Below are 25,307 nucleotides of genomic sequence, written 5' to 3' on the forward strand. Positions count from 1 at the left end.
TAGCCTGTACAGCTTGGCGGCCAAAAGAATGGGCAAGGGTGCATATTTTAAATTTGGAGGAATAACATGACATGAGGTGTTGTATTTATATGAATAGAGTCGTATAATAATACATATTTCATAGGGACGGAATGGAGGAAGGTCTGTGAGCAGCAAGCTAAAGGTAGCAATTGTCGGTTCCACTGGATATGGCGGAGTGGAGCTGATTCGATTTTTGGTTCATCATCCGCAGGTGGAGATTGTATCTGTTATTTCTTCATCCAGCGCGGGTGTCCCGATTAGTGATGGGTTTCCACATCTGACGGATATTGTGGTACAGGATTTGGACGGTGTCGATATCCATGAAATTGCTGCCAAGGCTGATCTGGTTTTCACAGCTACGCCATCAGGCGTTAGCACCAAATTAGTGCCACAGCTTCTGGATGTCGGACTGAAGGTGATTGACCTTTCCGGGGACTTTAGGCTCCGAAGCGGGGAAGCGTATGAAGCATGGTACAAAAAGCCTGCGGCTTCACCCGAGTATCTCAAGCAAGCCGTTTACGGACTCAGCGAGGTGTATGCAGAAAAGCTTGCTGGTGTTTCTTTTATTTCGAATCCAGGCTGCTATCCCACGGCGACACTATTGGGAATTATTCCTGCCTTAAAGGCAGATTGGATTGACCATCGGTCACTGATTGTGGATGCTAAATCCGGGGTATCCGGCTCCGGTCGGGGAACAAGTCTTGTTTCACATTATGCGGAGATGAATGAGAATTTTAAGGCTTATAAGGTGAATAAGCACCAACATATCCCTGAGATCGAACAGGTATTGGGTGATGTTGTGGGCGAGGACGTTACAATTACGTTTACGACACAGCTGGTGCCTATGACGCGAGGAATCATGAGCACAATTTATGTCACGTTGAAAGGTGATCATACGGATCAGGATCTTATCGGGTTATACCGGGATTATTATAAAGGCCATCCTTTTGTCCGCGTACGTGGCGAAGGTATATGGCCGGCAACAAAAGAAGTATTTGGTTCAAACTACTGCGACATCGGTTTTGCAGCAGATGCCCGTACTGGGCGTCTTACGATTATTTCTGTCATTGATAATGTTGTGAAGGGTGCCGCTGGGCAGGCGATTCAGAATTTAAATTTGATGATGGGATGGGAGGAGAACCTCGGACTGGGCTTCATACCGGTATATCCGTAAGTAGCACGTAAACGCAACAGGTACAGGAGAACGACAGCGGGCAGGTTTGAGAACGCAAGCGTCCGGCTGCCATTCATTCCTTATAATGCGGGCGAGGGCACATAATTATGGGCAAATTAGGATTTACAGTAGTACATGGGGGCAACATCGTAACTCCGCGTGGCTTTACAGCCGGGGGATTGCACTGTGGATTGAAAAATACGAACCGCAACGATATCGGCGCGATTCGCTGTGAGGTAGAGGCGACAGCTGCTGCGGTGTATACCACTAATGTGTTTCAGGCTGCACCGCTGAAGGTGACTCGCGAGAGCCTGACAAACGGTCGATTGCAGGCGATAGTAGTGAACAGCGGGAACGCCAATGCCTGTACAGGACAGCAAGGGGAGCAGGACGCTTACGCTATGCGTTCGGCCGCTGCTCGTGAACTGGGTGTGGCAGAGAGCAATGTAGCTGTTGCTTCGACGGGTGTAATTGGCGAGCATCTGAAAATGGATTGTGTGCTTGGCGGTATATCGTCACTACCTGAGCGGATGAGCGAGGCAAACGATGGAGCGGAGCAATTTAGCCAAGCCATTCTGACAACGGATTTGGTGAAAAAGGAAGCATGCGTGTCAGTTGAAGTGGACGGTGTGACCGTGCACATCGCCGGGGCGGCAAAAGGATCGGGTATGATTCATCCGAATATGGCAACCATGCTCGCTTTTATAACTTGTGATGCGGTCATCGGGCAGACGGCTCTTCATCAACTATTAAAGGAGGCCACGGATACTAGCTTTAATATGATTACGGTCGATGGGGATACCAGCACGAACGATATGCTAATCGCTATGGCAAGCGGACTGGCAGGCAACAGCGAGTTGAACGCAGAGCATCCTGATTGGGGGGCTTTTGCCGAGGCATTCACTTATATTTGCCGGGAGCTGGCGAAGGCGATTGCCCGTGACGGGGAAGGTGCTACGAAGCTGGTAGAGGTGTCCGTAAGCGGAGCGGTAAGCGATGCTTCTGCCCAGGCGATAGCCAAGACCGTAATTGGGTCCAGTCTGGTGAAGTCAGCCGTTTTTGGCGCAGACGCCAACTGGGGACGGATTATTGCAGCCGTCGGACGTGCTGGAGAACCGGTCAATCCAGATACGGTAGACATCCGTTTGGGCGATATTGTGGTGCTGAGTCAATCAAGTCCAGTCGCTTTTGATGAAGCCGAGGCGCTTTCCTATTTACGTGGAGATATGGTGCAAATTATCGTTGACTTGCATCACGGGAACGGAATGGCTACAGCATGGGGCTGTGATCTAACCTACGATTATGTGCGGATTAATGCGGCTTATCGGACATAGATACCAGATTTAAATACAGATGGATATTTAATAGTTAATAGAAGAAGCGAGCGGATATAGTTTTTCGCATCATTTGAAAATCGCACAAAATTGTGCAAAGGAGAAAAGGAGAGATGATATGCAATCGGCAGTGGGACACGCGGATCAAGCGAAACAAGCGGGACTGGCACGTCGTAATTTTGTGATGAAATGCGGAGGAAGTACGCTGGCTGCGTTGCCTGATTCCTTTTTTGACGACTTGGTCCGTCTGCAGTCGGAAGGCCTTCAACCAGTCATTGTACATGGCGGCGGGCCTGCGATCTCTGACAATTTGGCGAAGCTGGGAATCGAAACGGAGTTCATTCACGGGTTGCGTAAAACGACTGAACCCGTGTTGGATGTCGTGGAAATGGTGCTGGCAGGCAGCATTAACAAGCAGATTGTTCGCCGAATAGGGATGCACGGAGGGCGAGCGCTGGGCTTGTCGGGCAGTGATGGCTATTTAATTGAAGCAAAGCCTGTGCCAAATGCTGCCGAGATCGGCTGGGTCGGAGAGGTAACATCTGTTCAAGCTTCGATTATTACCGGTGTGCTGGACATGAGCTATATGCCAGTTATTGCGCCTATTGGCATTGATCGATCCGGTCAGCGTTATAACATTAATGCCGATACAGCGGCGGGCGCGGTTGCGTCTCATCTCGGCGTCAGTCGAATGATTGTTGTGACGGATGTACCTGGTATTTTGAAAAAGAATGGTATAGAGAAGAAGGTCCTAGAGTCGATCACTATACAGGAAATTGAAGATATGATCAGCACGGGTGAAATCTACGGTGGTATGATCCCGAAAGTGAGAGCGGCTATTGCCTGCATTCACGGAAAAGTGAAGGAAGTCGTCATCGTTGACGGCAGCGAACCGCAGGTACTCAGCCGTGTGCTGAGCGGAGAATCAATTGGAACACGCATTGTGCGCATGCAGTAATTGCAATATATGCTCAACCTATATAACCAAACGATAAAGGGGCGTGAACGACATGAGTAAGGAACCGAATACGCTGGTGAGCGAGGAAATGCTAAGTACGAATGGAAGCGGAGCGCAAGCGCAAAAGGGGACGGCAAAAACGCAGGCAGATAGCTCTCTTTTTCCAAACTACGCAAGATACCCGCTTACACTGGTGAAAGGACAAGGAAGCTGGCTGTGGGATGATCAGGGCAAACGTTATCTGGATTTCATGTCAGGTATTGCTGTTACCAATCTAGGCCATGCGCCTCAAGCTGTAGCGGAGCGTTTGAAAAAACAGATCGATGAACTGTGGCATGTATCCAATCTGTTTCATATTCCCGGGCAGGAACGGGCCGCGGCCTTGCTGACAGCCAATAGCAGCGCAGATGCCGTGTTCTTCTGCAATAGCGGAGCTGAAGCGAACGAAGCTGCCATTAAGCTGGCGCGTCGTTACCACCAGAAGGTGAAGCAGACCGGTCGCTATGAAATCATTACGTTCACGCAATCCTTCCACGGACGGACGCTGGCAACCTTGACTGCTACGGGTCAGGACAAAGTAAAAGAAGGCTTTTTACCGCTTCCCGCCGGGTTCAAAAGCGTTCCGCTTCATGACCAGGCTGCGCTCGAAGCAGCGATCAATGAGAATACAGCGGCAATTATGCTGGAAATGGTGCAGGCCGAAGGTGGCATGTATCCGGTAGACCCTGCTTTCGTAGACGTGATTACCCGGCTGTGCCAGGAGCATGGATTGCTGCTGATCATTGACGAGGTGCAAACAGGTATGGGACGGACAGGTAAACTGTTTTCCTTTGAGCATTATGGTATTGAGCCGGATATTTTTACATTGGCGAAAGGACTGGGCAGTGGCTTTTCGGTCGGTGCAATGCTAGGCAAAGAATATTTGCGTGAAGCGTTCACAGCGGGCAGTCATGGTTCTACGTTCGGGGGTACACCGCTTGCTATGGCAGCAGTTCAAGCGACCGTTGAAACGATTATTGATGACAAGCTGCCAGAACGCGCTGCCGAAATGGGAGATTATCTCTTCCAAAGTCTGCAAAAGCAGCTTGGAGATATTCCTTTTGTCCAGGATATCCGCGGAAAAGGTCTGATGGTCGGGATTGAGTGTGCGGAGCCGGTAGCAGAGCTTGTTTTGGCAGGACAGAAGAAGGGCATTCTGTTCATTACAGCAGGACCGAACGTGATTCGCTTGTTGCCTAACCTGTATGTAACGAAAGAAGAAATAGATCAGGCTGTAGCATGGATTGCTGAATTGATTCGGGAGCACGTAGCTTAGTGTAAAGACAGAAGCATCCGAGATTAGAGCGTAAAAGGAGAGGATCACATGAGCCAGGGCGGCGCACTGCAACAGGTGAATTTGAAAGGACGGGACTTTCTAGAGCTGGACGACTACTCGCCAGAGGAGATCCAGTATTTAATTGATCTCGCCATTGAAATTAAGCGTAAGCACAAAAACGGAGAAGCTTATCAGCCGCTGAAGGGGAAAACGCTTGGGCTGATTTTCGAAAAATCCTCCACACGCACACGGGTATCCTTTGAAGTCGGTATGTATCAATTGGGCGGGCATGCCCTTTTCCTCAGCAAAAATGATATTCAACTGGGACGCGGAGAGCCGATTAGTGACATGGCCCAAGTGATGTCACGTTATCTGGATGGCATTATGATTCGTACCTTTGGGCACGATAATGTCGTAGAGTTGGCGCGTTATGCATCCGTTCCTGTGATTAATGGTTTGAGCGATTTGGCGCATCCGTGTCAGGTGCTGGCTGATTATCAAACCTTATATGAACAAAAGGGTAAGCTGAAAGGACTCAAACTGGCTTACATCGGAGACGGCAACAATATGGCGCATTCCCTCTTAATTGGTGGAGCGAAGCTCGGAGTGCATGTCTCCATTGCAAGTCCAGCTGGATACGAGCCTGACCCGAGTGTGGTCGCGGTTTCCCGTGAGATTGCCAAACAGACAGGGAGTGAAATTGTTATCACGCAAAGTCCGCAGGAAGCAGTAAAAGATGCCGATGCGATCTACACAGACGTGTGGGCAAGCATGGGCTTTGAGGAAGAGCAGAAGGAGCGTGAGCTTGCTTTTGCCGACTTCCAGGTGAATGAGGAGTTGGTTAAGCTCGCCAAGCCAGATTATTTATTCCTGCACTGTCTACCTGCGCATCGTGGGGAAGAAGTGAGTGCAGGAGTAATCGACGGTCCCCATTCGGTCATTTTTGATGAAGCGGAAAACCGTCTACATGCACAAAAAGCGTTGCTAGTTGCTTTAATAGGATAAAGTTGATCGTAAAGAAGATAGAGGTATAAGCATTCGGGGAGGACTTCAACAATGGCAAAAGAAAAAATCGTACTCGCATATTCCGGCGGTCTGGATACGTCGGTCATTCTGAAATGGCTCAAGGAAACCTATGATGCTGAGATTATCGCATTTACCGCAGATATCGGACAAAAGGAAGAACTGGACGGTTTGGAGGAAAAGGCACTCGCTACGGGAGCTTCCAAAGTGTACATCGATGATCTGCGTGATGAATTCGCCAAGGATTTTATTTACCCGATGTTTCAGGCGGGTGCTTTATATGAAGGGCAATATTTGCTCGGAACGAGTATTGCACGTCCATTGATCGCTAAGCGGATGGTCGATATTGCGATTGCCGAGGGAGCAACAGCCATTGCTCACGGCGCAACAGGCAAAGGCAACGATCAGGTGCGCTTCGAGCTGAACGCGGCGGCGCTAACGCCGGACATCCAAGTCATTGCACCTTGGCGGCTGGAAGAGTTCCGCAACCAGTTCCCGGGCCGGGCAGAAATGATTGCCTATGCGGAAAAACACGGTATTCCGGTAACCGCTTCTGCAGCCAAGCCGTACTCCATGGACCGCAACCTGCTGCATATCAGCTATGAAAGCGGCGTGCTGGAGGACCCTTGGTTTGATCCGAGCGCTCCTGAAAATAAAGAAATGTTCTTGCTCAGCAACGCGCCTGAGGACGCCCCTGATGAAGCAGAATATTTGGAGCTGGAATTTAAAGCAGGCAACTGCGTCGCTTTGAATGGTGAACAGCTAACTCCGCTGCAAGTGATGGAAAAGCTAAATGAACTGGGCGGTAAGCATGGAATCGGACGCGTAGATATGGTGGAGAACCGTTTTGTGGGTATGAAGAGCCGCGGAGTCTATGAGACGCCAGGTGGTACAATTCTGTTCACAGCTCACCGCAAAATGGAATCCATCACAATGGATCGCGAGGTTATGAATCTGCGTGATAGCCTGATTACCCGTTATGCTACCTTGGTGTACAATGGATTCTGGTTCGCGCCGGAACGTGTTGCCTTACAGGCACTGGTTCATGAGAGTCAGAAAAATGTCAGTGGTACGGTGCGCGTGAAGCTGTACAAGGGCAATATTATCGGTGCAGGCGTTAAAAGTCCGGTTAGCTTGTACAACCCAGACATTGCAACCATGGAAGCTGATCCGACGCAAGCCTACGACCAAGGCGATGCCACAGGCTTTATCCGCTTGAATGCTTTGCGTTTGAAGGTAAATGCGGGCGTAACACAAAATCATAAATAAGATGTAATCTAACACTGTACGGAATGCGGGCCGTTCTTGTCCAAACGACGAGGGCGGCTTGTTATTGCAGAGAGGGGATCATGCAATGAGTAAGCTATGGGGCGGACGGTTTACAAAGCAAACGAACAAGCTGGTAGAGGAATATACGGCTTCTATCGGATTTGATCAGGCGTTGGCGGAAGAAGATATTCAAGGCAGTTTAGCTCATGTGGCCATGCTGGGCAAATGCGGTATTATTCCGCAGGAGGATGCAGACACGATCAAGGGGGGACTGCACACCGTTCTGGAGCGTATCCGCCGTGGGGAAATTGAATTTTCCGTTTCGGATGAGGATATTCACATGAATATTGAAAAAAACCTGATCGAGGCCATTGGTCCGGTCGGCGGTAAGCTTCACACTGGACGCAGTCGTAACGATCAGGTGGCAACGGATATGCACTTGTATTTGCGCGGACGTGTGGTATCGCTGGTAGGTATGCTGCATGATGTACAAGTTGCATTAATTGGGCAGGCCAAGGACAATCTGGACACAATAGTGCCTGGATACACACACTTGCAGCGTGCGCAGCCTATTTTGTTCGCGCATCACTTGCTGGCGTATGTGTCTATGCTAGAGCGTGATATTGACCGACTCAAGGACAGCTACAAGCGCATCAATGTGTTGCCGCTCGGGGCTGGCGCTTTGGCTGGAACCACTTTCCCGATTGATCGTCATTTTGTAGCTGAGCAGCTCGGTTTTGATGGCGTCTATGAAAATAGCCTGGACGCTGTTAGTGATCGGGACTTTATCGTAGAGTTTTTGGCCGGGGCCTCGCTGATTATGACGCATTTGTCCCGTCTGAGTGAAGAACTGGTGCTATGGAGCAGCACGGAGTTTGGTTTTGTCGAGCTGGATGATGCTTTCTGCACAGGCAGCAGCATTATGCCACAGAAGAAAAACCCGGATGTACCGGAGTTAGTACGTGGCAAAACCGGGCGTGTCTATGGAAACCTCGTTGGTCTGCTGACAGTACTGAAGTCCTTGCCACTGGCATACAACAAGGATATGCAGGAAGATAAGGAAGGGATGTTCGATACGGTTGCTACGCTGGAGGGAGCCCTGCAATTGTTCGCTCCGATGATCGCCACCATGAAGGTGAACAAGGATCGCATGCGTCAAGCGGTCAACCAGGATTTCTCCAACGCAACGGATATTGCGGACTTCCTGGTCGGCAAGGGGCTTCCGTTCCGTCAGGCCCATGAGGTTATCGGCAAAACGGTGCTGTATTGCATCCAGCAGGGCAAGTATTTGCTTGATCTGAAACTGGATGAATTCCAGCAGTTTTCGGATCTGTTCGACGAGCGGATTTATGAGGTGCTTCAACCAGAAGCAGTAGTCAATGCTCGGAATGTGTATGGCGGAACCGCCACCGGTCAGGTGCAGGCAGCCATTGGACGTAGTGAACAGCTTCTAGTGAACACGTCAACATGGTTTGAAAATCATAAGCCAAAAAATTAATCCGTAAAGAAAATTATTCTCTTGCACAGCAACGGAATGCTGTGTAAAATCAGATTTTAAGAATATTTGCCAGCTATGTTTTCAAAGGCACCGTTCGCGGTGTCTTTTGTGTTTTCCGAGAGGGTTGAAAGATTTATGATCGGAATAATCATGAACTACATAGAATTATTGGAAGTATATCGTCTACGATGTTTGACTCGCGTAGTTCTATAGACCCATTCATACATTAGTGTGAAAGTTTCTAGAATTTACATTTTTGTATACTACGCCTACTAGGATTATGGTAGAATAGCACTAAGTTTTTCATTGAATTACCAATTTAGTAGAACGAGAAGCATATGCGATAAATCATTGTCAAGTGTTTAATGGCTTTTTCGACCAGGGGAATTTCATAAATGTGTAAATGAAGAGCTTAAATGAGAACACAGGTGTGTCCTGGTTTCGGGAGAACGGCTGGTAACAATATGGAAATAGCGACATAGCAAAAGACAGAGTCGGGACGATCCAGGGAGGTATTATGAGAACTAAACGAACGACGCGTCAGCTAAAGAGCGCTTGGATCGGTTATCGCGCTTCTGACGCCGATGAATTGGTATCCTCATTGCATGAGGAGCGAATCCAGGCAGAGAAGTTGCTACGTGAGGAGCGGGAGCTTTTCCACGCGGCGCTGGAGCGGAAGAAGCAGCGGGATGCCGAGTTAAAGCAGCTGCTTGCGGACGCGCTTGCGGAAGAGCGGCGCTGGATTGAAAGGGCGGGAATTCATGGGTGACAAGCTTAGGTGGCAGGTTGGAGGAGTTTCAATTCGCCAAACCAAGAGAAGAATAAAAGAAGAGCGTCAGCGAATCGAACAACTGCAACAGCAGCTAGAGGCTCAGCGTGCAGAGCAGGCCCCGATACTGTACAAGCTTGATTTTCATATCGAAGAGTTGGAACGGCGACTGCAGGATACAGAACTTCGTATTCAGGCTTTACAGAATGCCAATGATACAGCAGCAGCTGTGGAACAATTGCTGGATGAAGGAATACAGGATGGACAGGTGCAGGAGGCGCAAGTCCAATATGCATCTGGGCAGGAACAAGCAGCGGCAGGAGCAGCTATAGGTCTTGCTTCCAGTATCCCTGGTGCAGAAGGCGGAGAGGCGGCAGCAGGAACGCAGACCGGACGAAACGGCAAGGCCCGTCTGGGAGATCAACTGGTGGAGAACGGGATGATTACCCGGGATCAGCTGACAGATGCTATCCGCAACCAGAAGCGTTACGGTGGCAGACTGGGCGATATTCTTGTAGAGATGGGCTTCATTACAGCTGAGCAGCTACAAGAGCAAATTGACGGTGATGAGTCCAAGGAGAGACTGGGCGATATGCTGGTTCGTTCCGGCTATATTACACCGGAGCAGCTAGAGCGTGCGCTCGAGTTCCAGGCGAAGAGCGGCGGACTGCTCGGCGACATCTTGCTATCATTGCAAATGTTGGAGCCAGCGGATTTGTACCGCGCGATTGCTACACAGAACCGAATCGGGCGTATTGGTGAGGAGTTGGCGCTGGATGCGGCGTACAAGCTACCTGAGCAAGTGGCCATGGCTTATGGCGTGGTCGTCATCCACCAATATATGAACCGCTATATTGTAGCGGTCAGTGATCCACTGCCAGAGGAGCGACGCTTGAAGCTGGAAGAAATTCTGGGTATGCCGGTAGAGCAAGTACTTGCAACGAAGGAAGAGATGGAGCAGCTCTGGGGTAAAATCTACGGTGAGGAAATGATGCAAGAGAGCACGACCGGGCTATTGGAAAAAGAACCGCATAATTCGGCGCGGACCACCTTTACCAAGGGACAGCTCTGGGTGTTTGCAGCTATGGGAATGATCACACTGCTTGGCCTCCTCTGGAACAGTTGGAAAACGGTGCTGATCATTAATATGATGATTCAGCTGTTTTATTTTGCTATGACGCTATTCAAATTTGGTATTATCTATCTCGGTTCCCGGCGTGGGGCGCAGCTTCGCTTCACGAAGGAAGAGGTAGACGCCATGGATGAAAAAAGACTGCCGATCTATACGATTCTTGTTCCGATGTATAAGGAAGCGGGCGTGCTTCCGATGTTGTTGCGGAATTTGGAACAGCTGGATTATCCAAAGTCCAAGCTGGATGTACGGCTGCTGATCGAAGAGGACGACATTGAGACGATTGAGCTGCTACGGGAAATGAAGCTGCCAGCGTATTACACGACACTGGTCGTGCCCGACGGCTTGCCGAAAACTAAGCCGAAGGCATGTAATTATGGACTTATTCGGGCCCGCGGCGAATTTGTCGTCATTTACGATGCTGAGGATCGCCCCGATGCTGACCAACTTAAAAAGGTCATTGCAGCGTTTGATTCACTGCCTGAGAATTATGCGTGTATTCAAGCGAAGCTCAATTATTTTAACAGCACACAAAATTTGCTGACCCGCTGGTTCACACAAGAATACAGTATGTGGTTCGAATTGCTGCTGCCAGGAATTATGCAGTTAGACACCCCCATTCCGTTGGGCGGTACGTCCAATCATTTCCGGGTATCTGTATTGAAAGATATCAATGCGTGGGACCCCTATAATGTAACCGAGGATGCCGATCTGGGCATTCGTCTGTATAAAGGTGGTTATAAAACGGCCATTGTCGATTCCCGCACATGGGAGGAAGCGAACAGCCGCGTGGGCAATTGGATTCGTCAGCGTTCACGTTGGATCAAGGGATATATGCAGACATGGCTGGTTCATATGCGCAATCCGGTTAAGCTGGTGCGCGAAGTGGGCTGGAAAGGATTTTTCGGTTTTCAGGTGATGATTCTGGCGACTCCGATGTTGCCATTGCTAAACCCGATTTTTTGGGGCTTGCTTATTTTATGGTTTGGCTGGGAGTTGTCCTTTATTCCCAAGCTGTTCCCGGGTTATGTGTACTACTTGGCCAGCGCGGAATTTTATATCGGTAACTTTCTGTTCGTATTCAGTAATGTGGCCGGCATGTATTGGGTCATCGGTGAGCTGGAAGAACGCGGTGAACGAACATTTTCATACGCGATGGTCAAATATGGGCTACTCTCGCCGTTATATTGGGTACTTATGAGTATAGCTGCGATAAAAGCAGCTTGGCAGCTTATAACCAAGCCGTTCTATTGGGAAAAGACGACGCATGGTCTGACCGATATGCATGACTTGGATGATACCCCGGCACAGTCCTCCTGAATATGAAGAAAGAAGGAGCAAGAATGGAGACCAAAAATCCTTTTTTATCCGTCGTCATTCCCATGTACAATGAAGGCTCACACCTTGAGCGTTCACTTAAGGTGATTGATGGGGTGCTGTCTGTCGTCACCTCACATTATGAGCTTATTATTGTAGATGATGGTTCCAAAGACGATACGTGGCTCAAGTTGTCCGAATTGTCCCGTCGTATGCCCTCTTTGCTCGCACTCCGGCTGAGTCGGAATTTTGGTAAGGAGCTGGCGTTGTGCGCAGGTTTGGAAAATGCATCTGGCGATGCGATCATTGTCATGGACGGTGATCTGCAGCATCCTCCTGAGATGATCGGGGAAATGGTGCGTTTATGGCAGAATGAAGGTTATGATTTAGTTGAATGTGTGAAAGAATTTCGGGGAGAAGAGTCTGTAGGCAAAAAGCTCGGAGCTTCTTTGTTCTATGCAACCTTGAATCGTTTGACGGGCTTTAATCTAAAGGATGCCTCCGATTATAAGCTGCTGGATCGAAGAGTGGTGGATGCCTGGATGGCGATGCCAGAGCGTATGCCGTTTTTTCGCGGGATGACCGCCTGGCTCGGTTTTCGTAAAACCCAGATTACATTCCGGGTGGCTCCACGAGAAGAGGGTCCAAGCCGCTGGAGTCCGTTAGGCCTATTTCGATTGGCTGCGGAAGCGATCGTTTCGTTTTCGACGGTACCTTTGCGGGTAGTGAGTTTAATGGGTCTCATTTTCATGCTGATTTCGGTCGTGTTGGGGATTCAAACCTTAATGCACAAAATAACGGGTGACGCTGTGACCGGGTTTACCACTGTCATTTTACTGCTTTTGATTATCGGTAGTGTACTTATGCTGTCGATTGGAGTGGTAGGAGAATATATTGCCGCCATATATCACGAAGTCAAAGCCAGACCCCGTTATCTAATTGCAGATAAACGGGCGAATGCTGACCGACTGTGGGTGGATAGGGAGTTTAATCAACATGATCAGACGTTCGTATCTAAAGTATCCAATCATTAAATACGGTATTGTCGGACTGCTGGGTACAGGCATTCACGTCGGTGTACTTGTGCTGCTGGTGGAGCTGTTTGCAATACCTGCAGTAACGGCTACTACCATAGGCTTTATCGTTACGTTGCTCGTTTCGTATGTGCTGAATCGTAACTGGACGTTCGAGCCTACCGGCGAAGGGAGCCGCACTCAGTTTCTTAAATATTTATTGGTCTGCACCTGCGGCTTGCTCCTGAATGCCGCTCTGATGTACGTAACCATTCACTGGATTGGTTGGTCGTATCTGATCGGTGAAGTCTTAACTACCATCATCGTGCCAGTTCATAATTATATCTGGAACCGCTATTGGATCTTCTCCGTTCCGCAACAGCGTCAGAAAGAGGTTTCATGATCGTAAGGAAACATGGAAAGTTGTTGTCATTGTTTGCTTGTATTGCTGCTCTAGAATTAGCCGTGGGTGTTTATTTTGCATGGCATCTTGGCTATATGCATACCGATGCGCTCAGTCGAGTAGCAAATGCATTTTATGTACTGTATAGTCGTGATCCGCATTTGGGTGCTATTGGGTTTGTGTGGAATCCACTACCGAGTTTGATGGAACTCATTGTACTGTTGTTCTATCCATTGTTTCCCGCACTCGCTTCCCACGGGCTGGCAGCAGTGATTGTGAGCAGCCTGTTTGCTGGGGCGAGTGCAGCATTATTGTACGGGACGGGAAAAGAACTAGGGCTTCACGGTGTAACTAGTTTGCTAATTGCGCTGTTATTTTCACTGAATCCGTTTATGTTTCTGTTTGGCTTCAACGGCTTGAGTGACTCGCCCTATATCTTTTTTATCCTGTTGACAGTGAGTCGATTCTGTATGTGGCTTAAGGATCGCAAGGCGGCGAATTTGATCGTATCCGGTTTTGCGCTTGCATTGGCATTTTGGGTTCGCTACGAAGCAGTCCCACTGGGGGTTGCGCTGGCTTTGGGCGTATTACTGACGATTTTTTTTCTGCATCGGTGGCGTACAAACAGAGAGAACGTTAAAACGCAATTGTCTTTAAAAGAGCGCCTGTACAAGGTAGAAGCGACATGGCTTCTATTGTTGCTGCCGCTTGTCTTTTCCGGTTTGCTGTGGCTCTTTTTTAACTGGATTATCATGGGCGACCCGCTTTACTTTTTACGCTCGCAATATTCCAATTCCACACAATCAGCGGCTTTGCTGGAGGATCAACGCTTTGTAGAAATGTTTGCTCACCCTATGCTGATGCTAAAGTTTGTCGGGCAACGGACCTTATGGTATGCGGCTCCGTTGATTGCCGTTTTGCTTATACGCCTATTGGACAAACGTCTGTGGAGTTGGAGCACATTAACGCTGCTGGCTATTTTTTTATCAGTACCTGGGCTCCAGCTTTTACTGATGCTTAAGCATTCTTCGTTTGGCTGGTTCCGATATTTTATGTATGTATTTCCGATTACGGTTGCTTGGCTGCCGTATGAGCTTAGTCTGTTGAAGGGGAAAATGCGGGGGATCGGAATCTCACTGGTAACGGCAGGAATGTTGGCAACAGCAGGCTTGTTATCCTACGCACTGACGAATCCCGCGATTGCGGCGGATGAGCATAGCTATCTGACGCATAGTGGCAATGAAAGCTATACTCGACAAATTGTTGAACGGAAAATAGGGTCATGGCTGGATGAACATTATGGTTCATCTCTCATTTTGACAGATTCTTATACGGCCTATCCGATTATTTTGAGCAGTAAAATTCCGAAGAAGTTTATGATAACGAGTGATTATGATTTTGGGAAATCTTTAACGGATCTGCCCGCTTCCAAGGTGGATTATGTTTTGGTTACGCGCTTGGTAGAAGGGGTACCGCTGGATCAGGTGAACCGGAACTATCCTGATCTGTTTGAAAAGGGGGCGCCATGGGCCTCGTTGGTGCATGATTTTGACGGGGAGTGGCGATTGTACAAGATAGAGCATGAAGAACTGCAATAATTTTATTGTATTTTAGTGCATCGTAGCGGAGGGAAGGATACAGCTGGAGGGCGTAAGCTCCCTACAGCTGCACCACCGCAAGAAGTTTGAGGGGGAACGAGAGGAATGTCCTTTCGCAAATGGTCTGCAAGCAGATGGATGGCTATAGGTCTGTTTGTGTTTATACTTGCATTGGAGCTATCTGCGGGCATCTATTTCAGCTATGTTCTGGGATATATGCACACAGACGCGCTCAGTCGGGTAGCTAACGCCTTTTATGTGCTGTACAGCCGCGACCCGCATCTGGGCGCTATCGGATTTATCTGGAATCCACTACCCAGTCTTCTGGAAATGGTGATTCTATTGCTGTATCCAATCTTTCCGGCATTAGCCTCCTATGGATTGGCTGCTGTTATTCTGAGTGCTACCTTTTCTGCTTTGACCGCTATGCTGCTATATCGGGCGGGTGTCAGAACAGGGATTAGCTCTAGGATGAGCTTGCTGCTAGCTTTGTTGTATGCACTGAATCCGTTTATTTTACTATTTGGTGCCAACGGTCTAAGCGATTCGTTATACATATATTTCATTATGATGACGGTGATTGAATTTGCGCTGTGGCTCAAGGACCGCATGACGGCAAGTCTGATTGTTTCTGGGTTAGCACTTGCCATGGCGTTTTGGACTCGTTATGAAGCGGTGCCTCTGGGCGTGGCCATGGCTGTTGGCGTGGTCTTGGCGATTTTATTTCTTCATCGCAACTTGGGTAGACGTGAACTGGCCTTGCGGGAAAAGCTACATAAAGTCGAGGCAACCTGGTTGCTTCTTCTGCTCCCCGTGGTCTTTTCCGGACTGTTGTGGATTTTCTTTAACTATCTTATTATGGGGAACGCTTTTTATTTCCTGAATTCAGAGTACTCGAACACGGCCCAATCGGCAGAGCTGCTGAATGATGATAAATTTGTAGAGATTTTCTCCAATCCGCTGGTGGCTTTGAAGTTTATTGCATCCAAAACTATCTGGTATTCTGTACCGTTGTTTGCTATTTTGTTCATTCGTCTGTTGAGTGGACGCTTGTTCCGGTGGGGAACCTTGATTATTTTGTTATTGTTCCTGTCTGTACCAGGCTTGCAATTTTTACTTATGATGCGGCAATCCTCGTACGGTTGGTTCCGCTACTTTATGTATGTATTCCCAATTACCGTAGCCTGGTTGCCTTATGAGTTGAGCCAGCTTCAGGGACGTTGGCGGAGGGCGGCCTTTGGTCTAGTGTCCGTCAGTCTGCTACTTACCGCTGGATTACTCTCCTATGCGTTGACTCGCCCGGATATTGCACCGGATGAGAATAGCTTTCTCACACGCACGGGGAATGTAAACTATGTGAGACAAGAATCAGATCGTAAGATTGCCGTTTGGCTGGATGAGCATCTGCCGAAGTCTACCATTATGACAGATTCGGCTTCAGCCTACACGATGATCGTCTACAGCCAATATCCCAAACGTTTTCTGATCACCAGTGATTATGCGTTCAATAAAGCATTAAGTTATCCGCAGGACAATCATGTGGACTATATCCTTGTACCTAAGATTATGTCAGGCATGCCGCTGAGTAAGATTAATATGGTATATCCGAATTTATATGAGCATGGTGCCCCATGGGTTCAGCTTGAACGTGAGTTTAACGGCGAGTGGCGCCTGTATAAAGTGTTGCCTAAGGCACTAACTAATGGATCTCTAACGACGGAGACAACGACTAATCCCTGATGATAGGCATAACAACAATCCCTGGAGCCTATTCCCTTCGCATGGTGCGAGGAGGAAGGCTGCGGGGATTTTTTTGCCTGTTTAGTGTCCTTTAAGCGGTAGCCATGCCAGTACATCCTGAATTTTGGCGTCCCAGTATCCCCATTCATGAGTTCCAGGACCTTCTTCGTAGGTCAGTGGAACTCCAAGAGAGGTGCATGTTTCACGAAAAGTCTGATTTCCCTTGTATAAGAAATCTTCCGTACCGCAGCATTGGTAGAGTCGGGGGAGTGAGGTCCCCGCGGTGGTATGACGTTGTAGCAGCTCCAGCAAATCGTGATCTGTTCCACGTATTTCATCTGGCCCGAAAATGTTAAGCCATTCCGCTGGACTCATGGCATTTTGCATAGGATCGGTACGGGATGCGTGTAAATCCATAACCCCCGAAAGACTGGCAGCGGCTGCAAAGCGTTCTGGGTGCTGGAGTGCCAGTTTGAAGGCACCATACCCCCCCATAGAAAGACCAGCTACAAAATTGTCTTCACGTTTGTCCGACAGAGGAAAGAATGAACGTGCCAAAGCCGGCAATTCTTCACTGATAAAGGTCCAATAAGCCGCTCCTTGCTCCATATTCGTATAGAAACTCCGATGTACCTGGGGCATGACGACGGCTAGGCCCATAGAGGCGACGTAGCGTTCAATCGAGGTTCGACGCAGCCAGGTTGAATCATCGTCCGACAGGCCATGCAGTAAATACAGTGTCGGATGTGGCCCTGTTCCTTGCTTGCCCTCCATTCCAATCTGTGAGCGGGTTGCCTGCGGAAGAATAACATTCATGGATGTGCTTAGACCAAGAACTTCCGAATAAAACTGACATTGAATTAGAGCCATAAGAAAACCTCTTTTCCTAGGGGGTTGCAATCGCTTTGACCTGTCCCAGCCTACAACTGATTATTCATTCAGTATACTTTAACCTGTCCAAATATACATATCCAAGTGAATGACTAGGCATTAAGTCCTGTTTCTTATTTATCCTACATTAGGAGGGGGTATGGTTATATGGGACGATTTTTTTAATTTAGGGGTTATTTGGGTTTGATTTCTGGTAAAGTGTTTAAAAAAGATTGATGAATCCAATCTGAGGGAGGAATTTATAGCATGGGGAAAAAGTTAAGAACCACAATTACAGGTGTACTGAGTACAGGTCTTATTCTTAGCGCATTCAGCGCAGCGGCAGCTGCTCCTCTAACTACAAGCGGCCATTGGGCAGGAGATCAGGTGCAACGCTGGTCAGCTACAGGGCAATTGGATGGGGCGGTAAAACCGGATGCGGCGATCACACGCGCAGAATTTATCGTTCTTCTGAACCGCAGCTTGGGAACGTTCACACAGGAACTTCCAGCAGTGACAGACGTAACGTATGCAGGTGGTGTGAAAATCAACGGTAATGGAAGCAGAACGTTCACAGATGTTCCGGCATCCCACTGGGCATACAACGAACTGACTAGTGCCGTAAATGCTGGCTACATAAGCGGCTATGCAGGTAACAAGCTCAAACCAAATGGTAAGGTAACACGTCAGGAAGCAGCTGCGATTATTGGCAAAGCTATTGGGCTGACTGCGGGTAACGCAGCAGATGTTACTAAATTCATTGACTCCGACAAAATTGGATCTTGGGCGAAGAAAAGTGTAGCGGCTGTTGCGGAGCAAAAAATCATCAACGGTTATCCGGATGGTAAATTCCAGCCACTGAAGCCGCTGACTCGTGCAGAGGCGGTTGCTATTCTGGATGCTGCATCCGGTTATAACCTGAGCCCTGTTGATAATCTGACGACGACTCCTGGTGGAACGGTAACGGATTCCACATACAGTAACGTGACCAATTCCACTTACGGTAATACGTCGACTACTTCTGGCAGTGAAACAGAAGATAGCAGCACAAGTACTAGCACAGATAGTACAACTACTACGGACAACTCTACAACAACAGAGACAAGCACAGAGACAACTACAAATACCGATACGACTACAGACACAGCTACTGACGCGGATGCTACTTCGAATGCACTGAAAGTCAACGATGTGTACGATGGTGAAGGTACAATTACAGGAACAGCAAAAGCTGGTTCCACAGTAACTGCCTATTCCAACGATCTGCCTATCGGCAGTGCAGTAGCCAAAGATGACGGCACATTTAGCATCAGTGTTCTTACTCAAAAAGCGACAGTTAGACTGGTGATCAAAGCTAAAGATACAGACGGCCATGAAAGTGAGCCTGTAGAAATCTCGGTTTTGAGTAAACGCAGCGAGTAATTTAGAAACAAAAACCCCCCTTTCACTCTGTCTGGAACCAATCCAGCCAGTAGTGAAGGGGGATTTTTTCGTTTATTCGCTTATGCCATCTTCCACAATAGGTTTCTCCAGTTCGCGTTTTTGTGGCTCAGACGATGTGCTACCGCCATAACTAGCTATAATGCGCTGCTGCGCCCGGTACGTATCGCGGCTGATTCGGGTGCGCTCGACGGGTTTTCCATCTACCTTTTTTATTCGAAAGGTCTCTACCACATACCCTTCTTTCCCCTGCCGAATGACTTGATAGAAGCCTGAGGGGAGTGAGTCGTTACGTATTCTCTTTACGGGTATGGGGAGTACGCGAACGGTGTGAGATTCAAGCTCATACGAAATATTGGGTGGGAATGTACCAAAAATTTTGACGGTAAGCGTTCGATTTTGGACCGCGGCACGTAGGAGCAAATGTTTGCCGGTATTATTTCTAAAACGAAAATTAATGGATCCTGTAGCAAAGGTCGCATCCTGGCCTTTGGGCAGATAGCTGACTGGCAGGGAATGGTTGCGGCGTTCGACAATGTCCAAGCCGACTCGCAGCGCTGCATTATAGACCGTGCTGGATACCTGACAAATCCCACCGCCAATGCCGGACTCCAGCCGTCCGTTCACGATTACTGGAGCCTCACGAAAACCATGGGTGCGCTCAGCCTTGGCAATCACCTGGCCGTAGTCAAATATGTCACCTGGTTTGAGAATTAAACCATCAACGGTGCTTGCCGCCGAATTAACGTTATACACACGTCCTTCCGAGCTGCTGCCGAGACTGGTGGAAAATTGGGTGATTTTTCGCTCTATACCTTCGCTGCGCAGACTGTCGACCGTAATTTTCGGCTCCAACTGGTGGAACGGTAATTCCACTCGGATCGGCTCCTCCAAAGTCGTAAAATCCTTGGGGAGTGCCTGCTTCATTACGACGTCCAATTTGGGCCAATCCAAGCGCCGGGCAGAGCGCCCCGGAATATAACGAACCTGATCGTTTGCATCAATCTGACGCACCGCATTGATAGGCATGCCGTATCGTTGCTCCTCCCAATCAGCTCCAAATTGGGATTTTAAGATCTTCTCTTGCTGGAAAGGTGTGATAGACCATTCCTTCTCGAAGCTAAAACGTGTCTGTACGCGAGTCCATAGATGCTTCGCGCTGAGTGCCTTTACCGCATTTCGGAATGCCTCCGCTTTATAACTGAACCCTGCTTCCCCGAGTGTTAGCTTTATATCTTGTGCACTGCTGTCACTGTCCGTGAAGAGCAGAGGGCGCTGCTTCAATGCATCCAGTTTTTTCTCCACCAGTCGAAGAGCGTCCGTTTTATCCATGCCGCCTACGTTGACTCCTCCGATCCGCACTCCCTCCGGTAGTGTTTGTCTATCGGCGTACAGATGAAGTCCTCCCCACAACATAGCCAGCGCCAGAACACCAGACCATATCCAAATGACAGATAAATGAATTTTTTTCATAATGCAGATGTCTCCTGTCTGATAAGCTTGATAGCATTTCGTGTGCCATAATATTCATATATATGTGCCAAAAGCAGAAAACTTTCGGTACTATTTAGGTAACAAATTTGTTACAATGATAAACGGTATGATGAAATACAGAAGTTTTTAAAGGAAATGCATGGAATATGTCGAATGGATAATAGGTTATACGTAACATGATTAAGCAGCGGGAAGTGATCGAGTGATTGAAATGCAGGATGTGTGGAAGACCTATACGAACGGGACCCACGCACTTCAAGGAGTATCGGTCAGAATTGACCGTAATGAATTCGTATACGTAGTCGGCCCGTCTGGAGCGGGGAAATCGACTTTTATGAAGCTTATTTATAGAGAAGAAGTACCGACCAAGGGACAAATTTCAGTCAATGGTTTTAATATTGGGAAGCTCAAGCAGCGCAAAATTCCCTACGTTCGTCGTAACATCGGAGTCATTTTTCAGGATTTCCGGCTTTTGCCGCGTTTGACAGCCTATGAAAATGTGGCTTTTGCTATGGAAGTTATAGAGGCTCCCAAGAAGCTGATCCGCAAGCGGGTTCCAGAAGTGCTCGAATTGGTTGGCTTGAAAGAAAAAATGAATCGTGAGCCTGCCCAGCTTTCTGGTGGGGAGCAACAGCGTGTAGCAATTGCACGGGCCATCGTGAACAATCCCTCGGTCATCATTGCTGATGAACCGACGGGGAATCTGGACCCCGAAACATCGTGGGAGATCATGCAGTTGCTGGATGAAATTAATTTTCGGGGTACGACCATTGTGATGGCGACACACAATAAGGACATCGTGAACTCCATGCGTAAACGCGTCATTGCCATCGAAAATGGCAATATCGTAAGAGACCAGGTAAGAGGGGAGTACGGATATGACTTTTAATACCTTCTTGCGTCATATGCGGGAAGGTTTCAAAAACATATTCCGCAATGGCTGGATGTCCGTAGCATCCGTCACCTCAATTATTGTGTCACTGCTCATACTGGGCGTGTTTATTATGCTGGTGCTTAACGTCAACTCCTTGGCTGATCAAGCAGATAGTCAGGTGGAAGTTAACGTATTTCTGGAGCTCAATGTCGATCAGAGCATGCGTGAAACGCTGCAAAAGGAAATCGCGGCAATGCCGGAAATCAGCAAAACAACCTTTGTGACGAAAGCTCAAGGTTTGGAGGAGCTTCGCAAAGATTTGGGAGACAGTGGCAAGGATCTGCTGGAGGGTTTTGACAAGGACAGCAATCCACTGCCGGACAAAATCGTGGTAGAGGTTATTGAACCAACGACGGTTCCATTTGTGGCCGAGAAGATTGAGAAGCTGAATACATTGCATCCTGAAAAACCGATCTTAAAGGTTCGTTACGGCAAAGGCACTGTAGAGACGCTCTTTACCATTACTAAGCTGATCCGCAATGTTGGTTTTATATTCGTCGCCGGACTGGCGATCATGTCTATGTTCTTGATCTCGAATACCATTCGAGTAACGATATTGGCACGACGCAGAGAAATCAGCATTATGAAGCTGGTCGGTGCGACCAACTTTTTCATACGATGGCCGTTTTTTATCGAAGGCGCGCTTATTGGTCTTATTGGTTCTCTTATTACTGTAGGAATTTTATTTACAGGCTATCAGCGTTTGCTGACAGCCGTTCAGGGAGATATCGCTCTCAATATGTTGAAGCTTATGCCGCTTGAAGGCATTTGGATTCAGCTGAGTGCATTGCTGGTTATTTTGGGGATGCTGGTCGGAATTATTGGCAGTACCCTGTCCATGCGCAAGTTCTTGAAAGTCTAAGAAGCATTTGGTGGAACGTCGTAGTCATTCAATAGAACGGGGAAGCCCGGTGTTATTTTGCGATAAAGGATGGGGAGTGCAAGTTGAAAAAAATAGGATCTGTGTTGGCTGCTACGTTGGTAGCTGCATTGCTAATCCAGCCTTCTGACGGATATGCCAAAAGCGTAAGTGAGATCAATTCGCAACTGAGCCAATTAGAAAAGCAAGCCAAATCTGCCAAGCAACAGCAGCAAAAGGCTGCTCAAGATAAACAGTATGCTCAACATTACAAAAATAAAACCGTACAAAACCTGAAAACGGTACTTGCTCAAATTAACAGCGTCAGTGATCAGCTGACTCGTGTAGCGGTTCAGATCGATCAAACGGAAGATAATCTGCGTGCGACTAAAAAAGATTTGGCCGAAGCAATTGATCGCATTAATTCGCGGGAAAAAATGCTGGAAACTCGTGTGCGTCTCATGTATACGGATGGAACGGTCTCCTATATGGACGTGCTTATGTCTTCGACCAGCTTTAGTGATTTTCTCAGTCGGGTAGATTCCCTGAAAACGATCGTGGAGCAGGACCAAATTCTGTTGGACGAGCATAAAAAGGACAAGGCTCTGGTCGTTAGCAAGAAAAAGCAGCTTGATACGGAATATAAAAATGCCAAGAAGCTGTATGCGCTCAAGCAGGACGCCAAAGCTCAATTGAATTCGAAGGAAAAAGAGAAGCAAAGACTGATTGCCAACTACGATCATGATATTGCTGAATCGGATGAAATTAGTGAAGAGCAAAACGATATGCTGGTAGCCCTCGCGAACAAACGTGTGGCGCTGGTGCAGGAGAAGAACAAGCTCAGAGCGGAGCAGGCTGCCAAAGCAGCACGCGCTAGAGCAGCTGCACGTGCTGCTGCAGCCAAGCGAATTGCATCTTCATCCTCAGGCGCCGCCTCGAATTCCAGCCATACGGCAGCCAGTACGTATACGGGCGGATCAGGTACTTTGGCTACGCCTGTAGCCCATTACCGACTCTCATCTACTTTTGGCATGCGGGTACATCCGATAACCGGCAAGCTTAAAGGCCATACAGGTATTGATCTGGCGGCTCCGCAGGGAACCGACATTCATGCAGCCGAGGACGGTGTTGTCATTGTTGCTGAATGGTGGAGCGGATATGGGAACACGGTTGTCATTGACCACGGAGACGGACTATGGACCCTATACGGACATATTCGCAACGGCGGTACGGTGGTTCATACGGGGCAAACCGTGAAACGCGGTCAAAAAATTGCGGAAGTGGGTTCGACGGGGAATTCCACAGGACCTCACTGTCATTTTGAAGTGCGCGAGAATAACAAACCTGTAAATCCGATGAACTATTTATAATAGATAAGGTAAGCCCTATTTGTAACCAATCCGGTTGTAGATAGGGTTTTGCTTTAATGGTTCATATCCAATGAAGAACATGTGCATTGAAACACGGAGTAGGATACAATTAACATATTCCGTACAAGCTAAACGTATACTTCGTGAATGGATGCGTTGTGAGGGAAATAGGATACAAGATAAAGAGAAGGCGGTGGACGATTAGATGTTGAAGAAAAGTACAGCGGTACTCTTGATGGTGATCGGGCTGCTTGGCGGCAGTCTGCTCACTTTTGCTTATACTGGAACAACCACAGTAGGGAATAGCGCTCTGGGCGAAGGACTGCTGGCGAGTGTAACGGGGAGTAGTTCCTCCTCCAGAAGTGATATCCGCAAAATTGAGACAGCGATGGACCTAATCCAGGGACAATATTATCAGGATGTGGATCGCACCAAGCTGGTGGATGGCGCCATCAATGGAATGATGGAGTCGCTTGGCGATCCGTATTCCTCTTATATGGGTAAAGAAACTGCACAACAGTTCGAGCAATCCATAGAAGGCTCTTTTACCGGGATTGGAGCCGAAGTAGCGGCTGAAAATGGGAAAGTAGTCGTAGTCACACCAATTAAAGGATCTCCGGCTGAAAAGGCGGGTCTACGCGCTAAGGATATTATATTGTCTGTTAACGGTGAAACACTGGACGGTTTGGATCTGAACAAGGCCGTTTCCAAAATTCGTGGACCAAAGGGCAGTCAGGCAAAAGTCAAAATTCAGCGTAACGGTTCTCCTGATCCACTCGAATACACGATTACCCGTGACAACATTGATATGGAAACTGTAACGGCTCATATGGAAAGTGATGGAGTAGGCGTCATTACGATCACCCAGTTCTCCTTAAATACGGCAGAACGTTTCAAGGAAGAGTTAGCCAAGCTGGAAAAACAAGGGCTTAAGGGACTCGTCATTGACGTGCGTAATAACCCAGGTGGGGTACTTTCTGTTGTCATTGATATTGCACAGCAATTTGTACCTTCCGGTAAAACGATTGTACAAGTGGAAGACAAAAATCAGAAGCGTGAGGAAGAGAAGTCCAAAGGTTCACGCAAAAATTATCCGGTGACTTTGCTCATGAATAAAGGTAGCGCAAGTGCGTCCGAAATTCTGGCAGGTGCTCTCCAGCAATCCGCTGGCGCAGTGTTGATCGGAGAAAACTCCTTTGGTAAAGGTACTGTACAAACCAGCTATGACAAGCAAATGGGTGACGGTAGCCTGCTCAAAATCACGATTGCCAAATGGCTAACGCCAAATGGAACATGGATTCATAAAAAAGGGATTAAGCCGGACATCGCGGTGGACCAGCCTGAATACTTTACGGCAGCACCGCTGAACAAGGAAAAGTCCTTGAAATACAATATGAATAGCAGCGATGTGAAAAATGCACAAATCATTCTGCAAGGCTTGGGATACAAACCAGGTCGCGAGGACGGCTATTTTGACAAAGTGACTGAAAGCTCTGTTATGGCTTTCCAAAAAGAGGCGAAGCTGACGGCTAACGGCATTATTGATGCGAAGACAGCATCAGCGATGGAAGCCAAGCTGATTGAAAAAATTCGTGATCCGAAAAATGATAATCAACTCAAGCAGGGGATTGAAGAGATTCGGAAGGAAATGAAGACAGGCGTAGCGAAATAATAGTGAGGCTACAACAAGGGGGCTGGAAACAGCCTCCTTTTTTATTGGGATTTATTTGCAGTCTGTCGGTTTGTCTTCCCTACATTGGCAATTTCATATAAAAT

20 protein-coding genes are annotated in these 25,307 nt (G+C 48.1%); 18 read left to right on the forward strand and 2 right to left on the reverse strand.

The annotated features are described in order from the left end of the window. Nucleotides 1–145: 145 nt before the first annotated feature. The 13 genes from argC to G7035_RS11065 all read left to right on the forward strand — a co-directional run bounded on the left by argC (nt 146) and on the right by G7035_RS11065 (nt 16,564). Nucleotides 146–1,195: an N-acetyl-gamma-glutamyl-phosphate reductase gene (argC, locus tag G7035_RS11005; protein ID WP_019688775.1), complete on the forward strand. Its 1,050-nt coding sequence runs from the start codon at nt 146–148 to the stop codon at nt 1,193–1,195. Nucleotides 1,196–1,302: 107 nt separating this feature from the next. Further along, a complete protein-coding gene (argJ, locus tag G7035_RS11010) occupies nt 1,303–2,529 on the forward strand; it encodes a bifunctional glutamate N-acetyltransferase/amino-acid acetyltransferase ArgJ (RefSeq protein WP_019688774.1) in 1,227 nt (408 codons plus the stop codon). 118 nt (nt 2,530–2,647) lie between these two features. Next, nucleotides 2,648–3,487 (forward strand): acetylglutamate kinase, encoded by an 840-nt coding sequence (argB, locus tag G7035_RS11015; RefSeq protein WP_019688773.1) that lies wholly within the window; start codon nt 2,648–2,650, stop codon nt 3,485–3,487. Nucleotides 3,488–3,539: 52 nt separating this feature from the next. Continuing rightward, on the forward strand, nt 3,540–4,802 hold the full coding sequence (locus G7035_RS11020) for an acetylornithine transaminase (protein ID WP_019688772.1): 1,263 nt from the start codon (nt 3,540–3,542) through the stop codon (nt 4,800–4,802). Nucleotides 4,803–4,850: 48 nt separating this feature from the next. Continuing rightward, a complete protein-coding gene (argF, locus tag G7035_RS11025) occupies nt 4,851–5,807 on the forward strand; it encodes an ornithine carbamoyltransferase (RefSeq protein ID WP_019688771.1) in 957 nt (318 codons plus the stop codon). 51 nt (nt 5,808–5,858) lie between these two features. Beyond that, nucleotides 5,859–7,094 (forward strand): argininosuccinate synthase, encoded by a 1,236-nt coding sequence (locus tag G7035_RS11030; protein ID WP_013373358.1) that lies wholly within the window; start codon nt 5,859–5,861, stop codon nt 7,092–7,094. A gap of 85 nt (nt 7,095–7,179) precedes the next feature. Further along, nucleotides 7,180–8,592: an argininosuccinate lyase gene (gene argH / locus G7035_RS11035; RefSeq protein ID WP_019688770.1), complete on the forward strand. Its 1,413-nt coding sequence runs from the start codon at nt 7,180–7,182 to the stop codon at nt 8,590–8,592. A 517-nt stretch (nt 8,593–9,109) separates the two neighbouring features. Further along, a complete protein-coding gene (locus G7035_RS11040) occupies nt 9,110–9,361 on the forward strand; it encodes a hypothetical protein (RefSeq protein WP_019688769.1) in 252 nt (83 codons plus the stop codon). After that, complete coding sequence (locus tag G7035_RS11045) at nt 9,354–11,813, forward strand: cyclic di-GMP-binding domain-containing protein, MshE-related (RefSeq protein ID WP_016822945.1); 2,460 nt, start codon at nt 9,354–9,356, stop codon at nt 11,811–11,813. Before G7035_RS11040 ends, G7035_RS11045 begins: the two co-directional genes overlap by 8 nt. Before the next feature lie 23 nt (nt 11,814–11,836). Further along, nucleotides 11,837–12,844 (forward strand): glycosyltransferase family 2 protein, encoded by a 1,008-nt coding sequence (locus G7035_RS11050; RefSeq protein ID WP_016822946.1) that lies wholly within the window; start codon nt 11,837–11,839, stop codon nt 12,842–12,844. Continuing rightward, entirely contained in the window at nt 12,807–13,226 is a 420-nt protein-coding gene (locus tag G7035_RS11055; protein WP_013373353.1) for a GtrA family protein, read from the forward strand. The genes G7035_RS11050 and G7035_RS11055 overlap by 38 nt, the downstream gene beginning before the upstream one ends. Further along, nucleotides 13,223–14,824: a glycosyltransferase family 39 protein gene (locus tag G7035_RS11060; protein WP_019688768.1), complete on the forward strand. Its 1,602-nt coding sequence runs from the start codon at nt 13,223–13,225 to the stop codon at nt 14,822–14,824. Before G7035_RS11055 ends, G7035_RS11060 begins: the two co-directional genes overlap by 4 nt. Nucleotides 14,825–14,929: 105 nt before the next feature. Then, on the forward strand, nt 14,930–16,564 hold the full coding sequence (locus G7035_RS11065) for a glycosyltransferase family 39 protein (protein WP_019688767.1): 1,635 nt from the start codon (nt 14,930–14,932) through the stop codon (nt 16,562–16,564). A gap of 81 nt (nt 16,565–16,645) precedes the next feature. Here G7035_RS11065 and G7035_RS11070 read toward each other — a convergent pair whose 3' ends face one another. Beyond that, a complete protein-coding gene (locus G7035_RS11070) occupies nt 16,646–17,434 on the reverse strand; it encodes an alpha/beta hydrolase (protein ID WP_019688766.1) in 789 nt (262 codons plus the stop codon). A gap of 267 nt (nt 17,435–17,701) precedes the next feature. Between G7035_RS11070 and G7035_RS11075 the strand changes: the two genes are divergently transcribed. Next, a complete protein-coding gene (locus G7035_RS11075) occupies nt 17,702–18,856 on the forward strand; it encodes an S-layer homology domain-containing protein (RefSeq protein WP_019688765.1) in 1,155 nt (384 codons plus the stop codon). A 72-nt stretch (nt 18,857–18,928) separates the two neighbouring features. On the opposite strand, the gene G7035_RS11080 is transcribed toward G7035_RS11075, so the two are convergent. Beyond that, nucleotides 18,929–20,347: a VanW family protein gene (locus G7035_RS11080; RefSeq protein WP_019688764.1), complete on the reverse strand. Its 1,419-nt coding sequence runs from the start codon at nt 20,345–20,347 to the stop codon at nt 18,929–18,931. 223 nt (nt 20,348–20,570) lie between these two features. Between G7035_RS11080 and ftsE the strand changes: the two genes are divergently transcribed. The 4 genes from ftsE (at nt 20,571) to G7035_RS11100 (ending at nt 25,203) form a co-directional block, all read left to right on the forward strand. Beyond that, nucleotides 20,571–21,257 carry a cell division ATP-binding protein FtsE gene (gene ftsE, locus G7035_RS11085; protein WP_007432660.1) on the forward strand — a complete coding sequence of 229 codons (687 nt, stop codon included), beginning with the start codon at nt 20,571–20,573 and terminating at the stop codon, nt 21,255–21,257. Then, the gene (gene ftsX, locus G7035_RS11090) at nt 21,247–22,164 is read left to right on the forward strand and encodes a permease-like cell division protein FtsX (protein ID WP_016822951.1); all 918 of its coding nucleotides are present in this window, start codon (nt 21,247–21,249) and stop codon (nt 22,162–22,164) included. Before ftsE ends, ftsX begins: the two co-directional genes overlap by 11 nt. An 83-nt stretch (nt 22,165–22,247) precedes the next feature. Beyond that, nucleotides 22,248–23,531, forward strand: coding sequence for a murein hydrolase activator EnvC family protein (locus G7035_RS11095; RefSeq protein ID WP_019688763.1), 1,284 nt, complete (start codon nt 22,248–22,250; stop codon nt 23,529–23,531). 205 nt (nt 23,532–23,736) lie between these two features. Then, complete coding sequence (locus G7035_RS11100) at nt 23,737–25,203, forward strand: S41 family peptidase (RefSeq protein WP_016822953.1); 1,467 nt, start codon at nt 23,737–23,739, stop codon at nt 25,201–25,203. The last annotated feature ends 104 nt before the right edge of the window (nt 25,204–25,307 follow it).

Source organism: Paenibacillus polymyxa (genome assembly GCF_015710975.1).
Classification (GTDB): domain Bacteria; phylum Bacillota; class Bacilli; order Paenibacillales; family Paenibacillaceae; genus Paenibacillus; species Paenibacillus polymyxa.

Excerpts from the sequence above, each read along its gene's own strand:
- argJ (WP_019688774.1), top strand. The coding sequence starts at position 1,303 with ATGGGCAAATTAGGATTTACAGTAGTACATGGGGGCAACATCGTAACT.
- argB (WP_019688773.1), top strand. The coding sequence starts at position 2,648 with ATGCAATCGGCAGTGGGACACGCGGATCAAGCGAAACAAGCGGGACTG.
- G7035_RS11020 (WP_019688772.1), top strand. The coding sequence starts at position 3,540 with ATGAGTAAGGAACCGAATACGCTGGTGAGCGAGGAAATGCTAAGTACG.
- argF (WP_019688771.1), top strand. The coding sequence starts at position 4,851 with ATGAGCCAGGGCGGCGCACTGCAACAGGTGAATTTGAAAGGACGGGAC.
- G7035_RS11030 (WP_013373358.1), top strand. The coding sequence starts at position 5,859 with ATGGCAAAAGAAAAAATCGTACTCGCATATTCCGGCGGTCTGGATACG.
- argH (WP_019688770.1), top strand. The coding sequence starts at position 7,180 with ATGAGTAAGCTATGGGGCGGACGGTTTACAAAGCAAACGAACAAGCTG.
- G7035_RS11040 (WP_019688769.1), top strand. The coding sequence starts at position 9,110 with ATGAGAACTAAACGAACGACGCGTCAGCTAAAGAGCGCTTGGATCGGT.
- G7035_RS11045 (WP_016822945.1), top strand. The coding sequence starts at position 9,354 with ATGGGTGACAAGCTTAGGTGGCAGGTTGGAGGAGTTTCAATTCGCCAA.
- G7035_RS11050 (WP_016822946.1), top strand. The coding sequence starts at position 11,837 with ATGGAGACCAAAAATCCTTTTTTATCCGTCGTCATTCCCATGTACAAT.
- G7035_RS11055 (WP_013373353.1), top strand. The coding sequence starts at position 12,807 with ATGATCAGACGTTCGTATCTAAAGTATCCAATCATTAAATACGGTATT.
- G7035_RS11060 (WP_019688768.1), top strand. The coding sequence starts at position 13,223 with ATGATCGTAAGGAAACATGGAAAGTTGTTGTCATTGTTTGCTTGTATT.
- G7035_RS11065 (WP_019688767.1), top strand. The coding sequence starts at position 14,930 with ATGTCCTTTCGCAAATGGTCTGCAAGCAGATGGATGGCTATAGGTCTG.
- G7035_RS11070 (WP_019688766.1), bottom strand. The coding sequence starts at position 17,434 with ATGGCTCTAATTCAATGTCAGTTTTATTCGGAAGTTCTTGGTCTAAGC.
- G7035_RS11075 (WP_019688765.1), top strand. The coding sequence starts at position 17,702 with ATGGGGAAAAAGTTAAGAACCACAATTACAGGTGTACTGAGTACAGGT.
- G7035_RS11080 (WP_019688764.1), bottom strand. The coding sequence starts at position 20,347 with ATGAAAAAAATTCATTTATCTGTCATTTGGATATGGTCTGGTGTTCTG.
- ftsX (WP_016822951.1), top strand. The coding sequence starts at position 21,247 with ATGACTTTTAATACCTTCTTGCGTCATATGCGGGAAGGTTTCAAAAAC.
- G7035_RS11100 (WP_016822953.1), top strand. The coding sequence starts at position 23,737 with ATGTTGAAGAAAAGTACAGCGGTACTCTTGATGGTGATCGGGCTGCTT.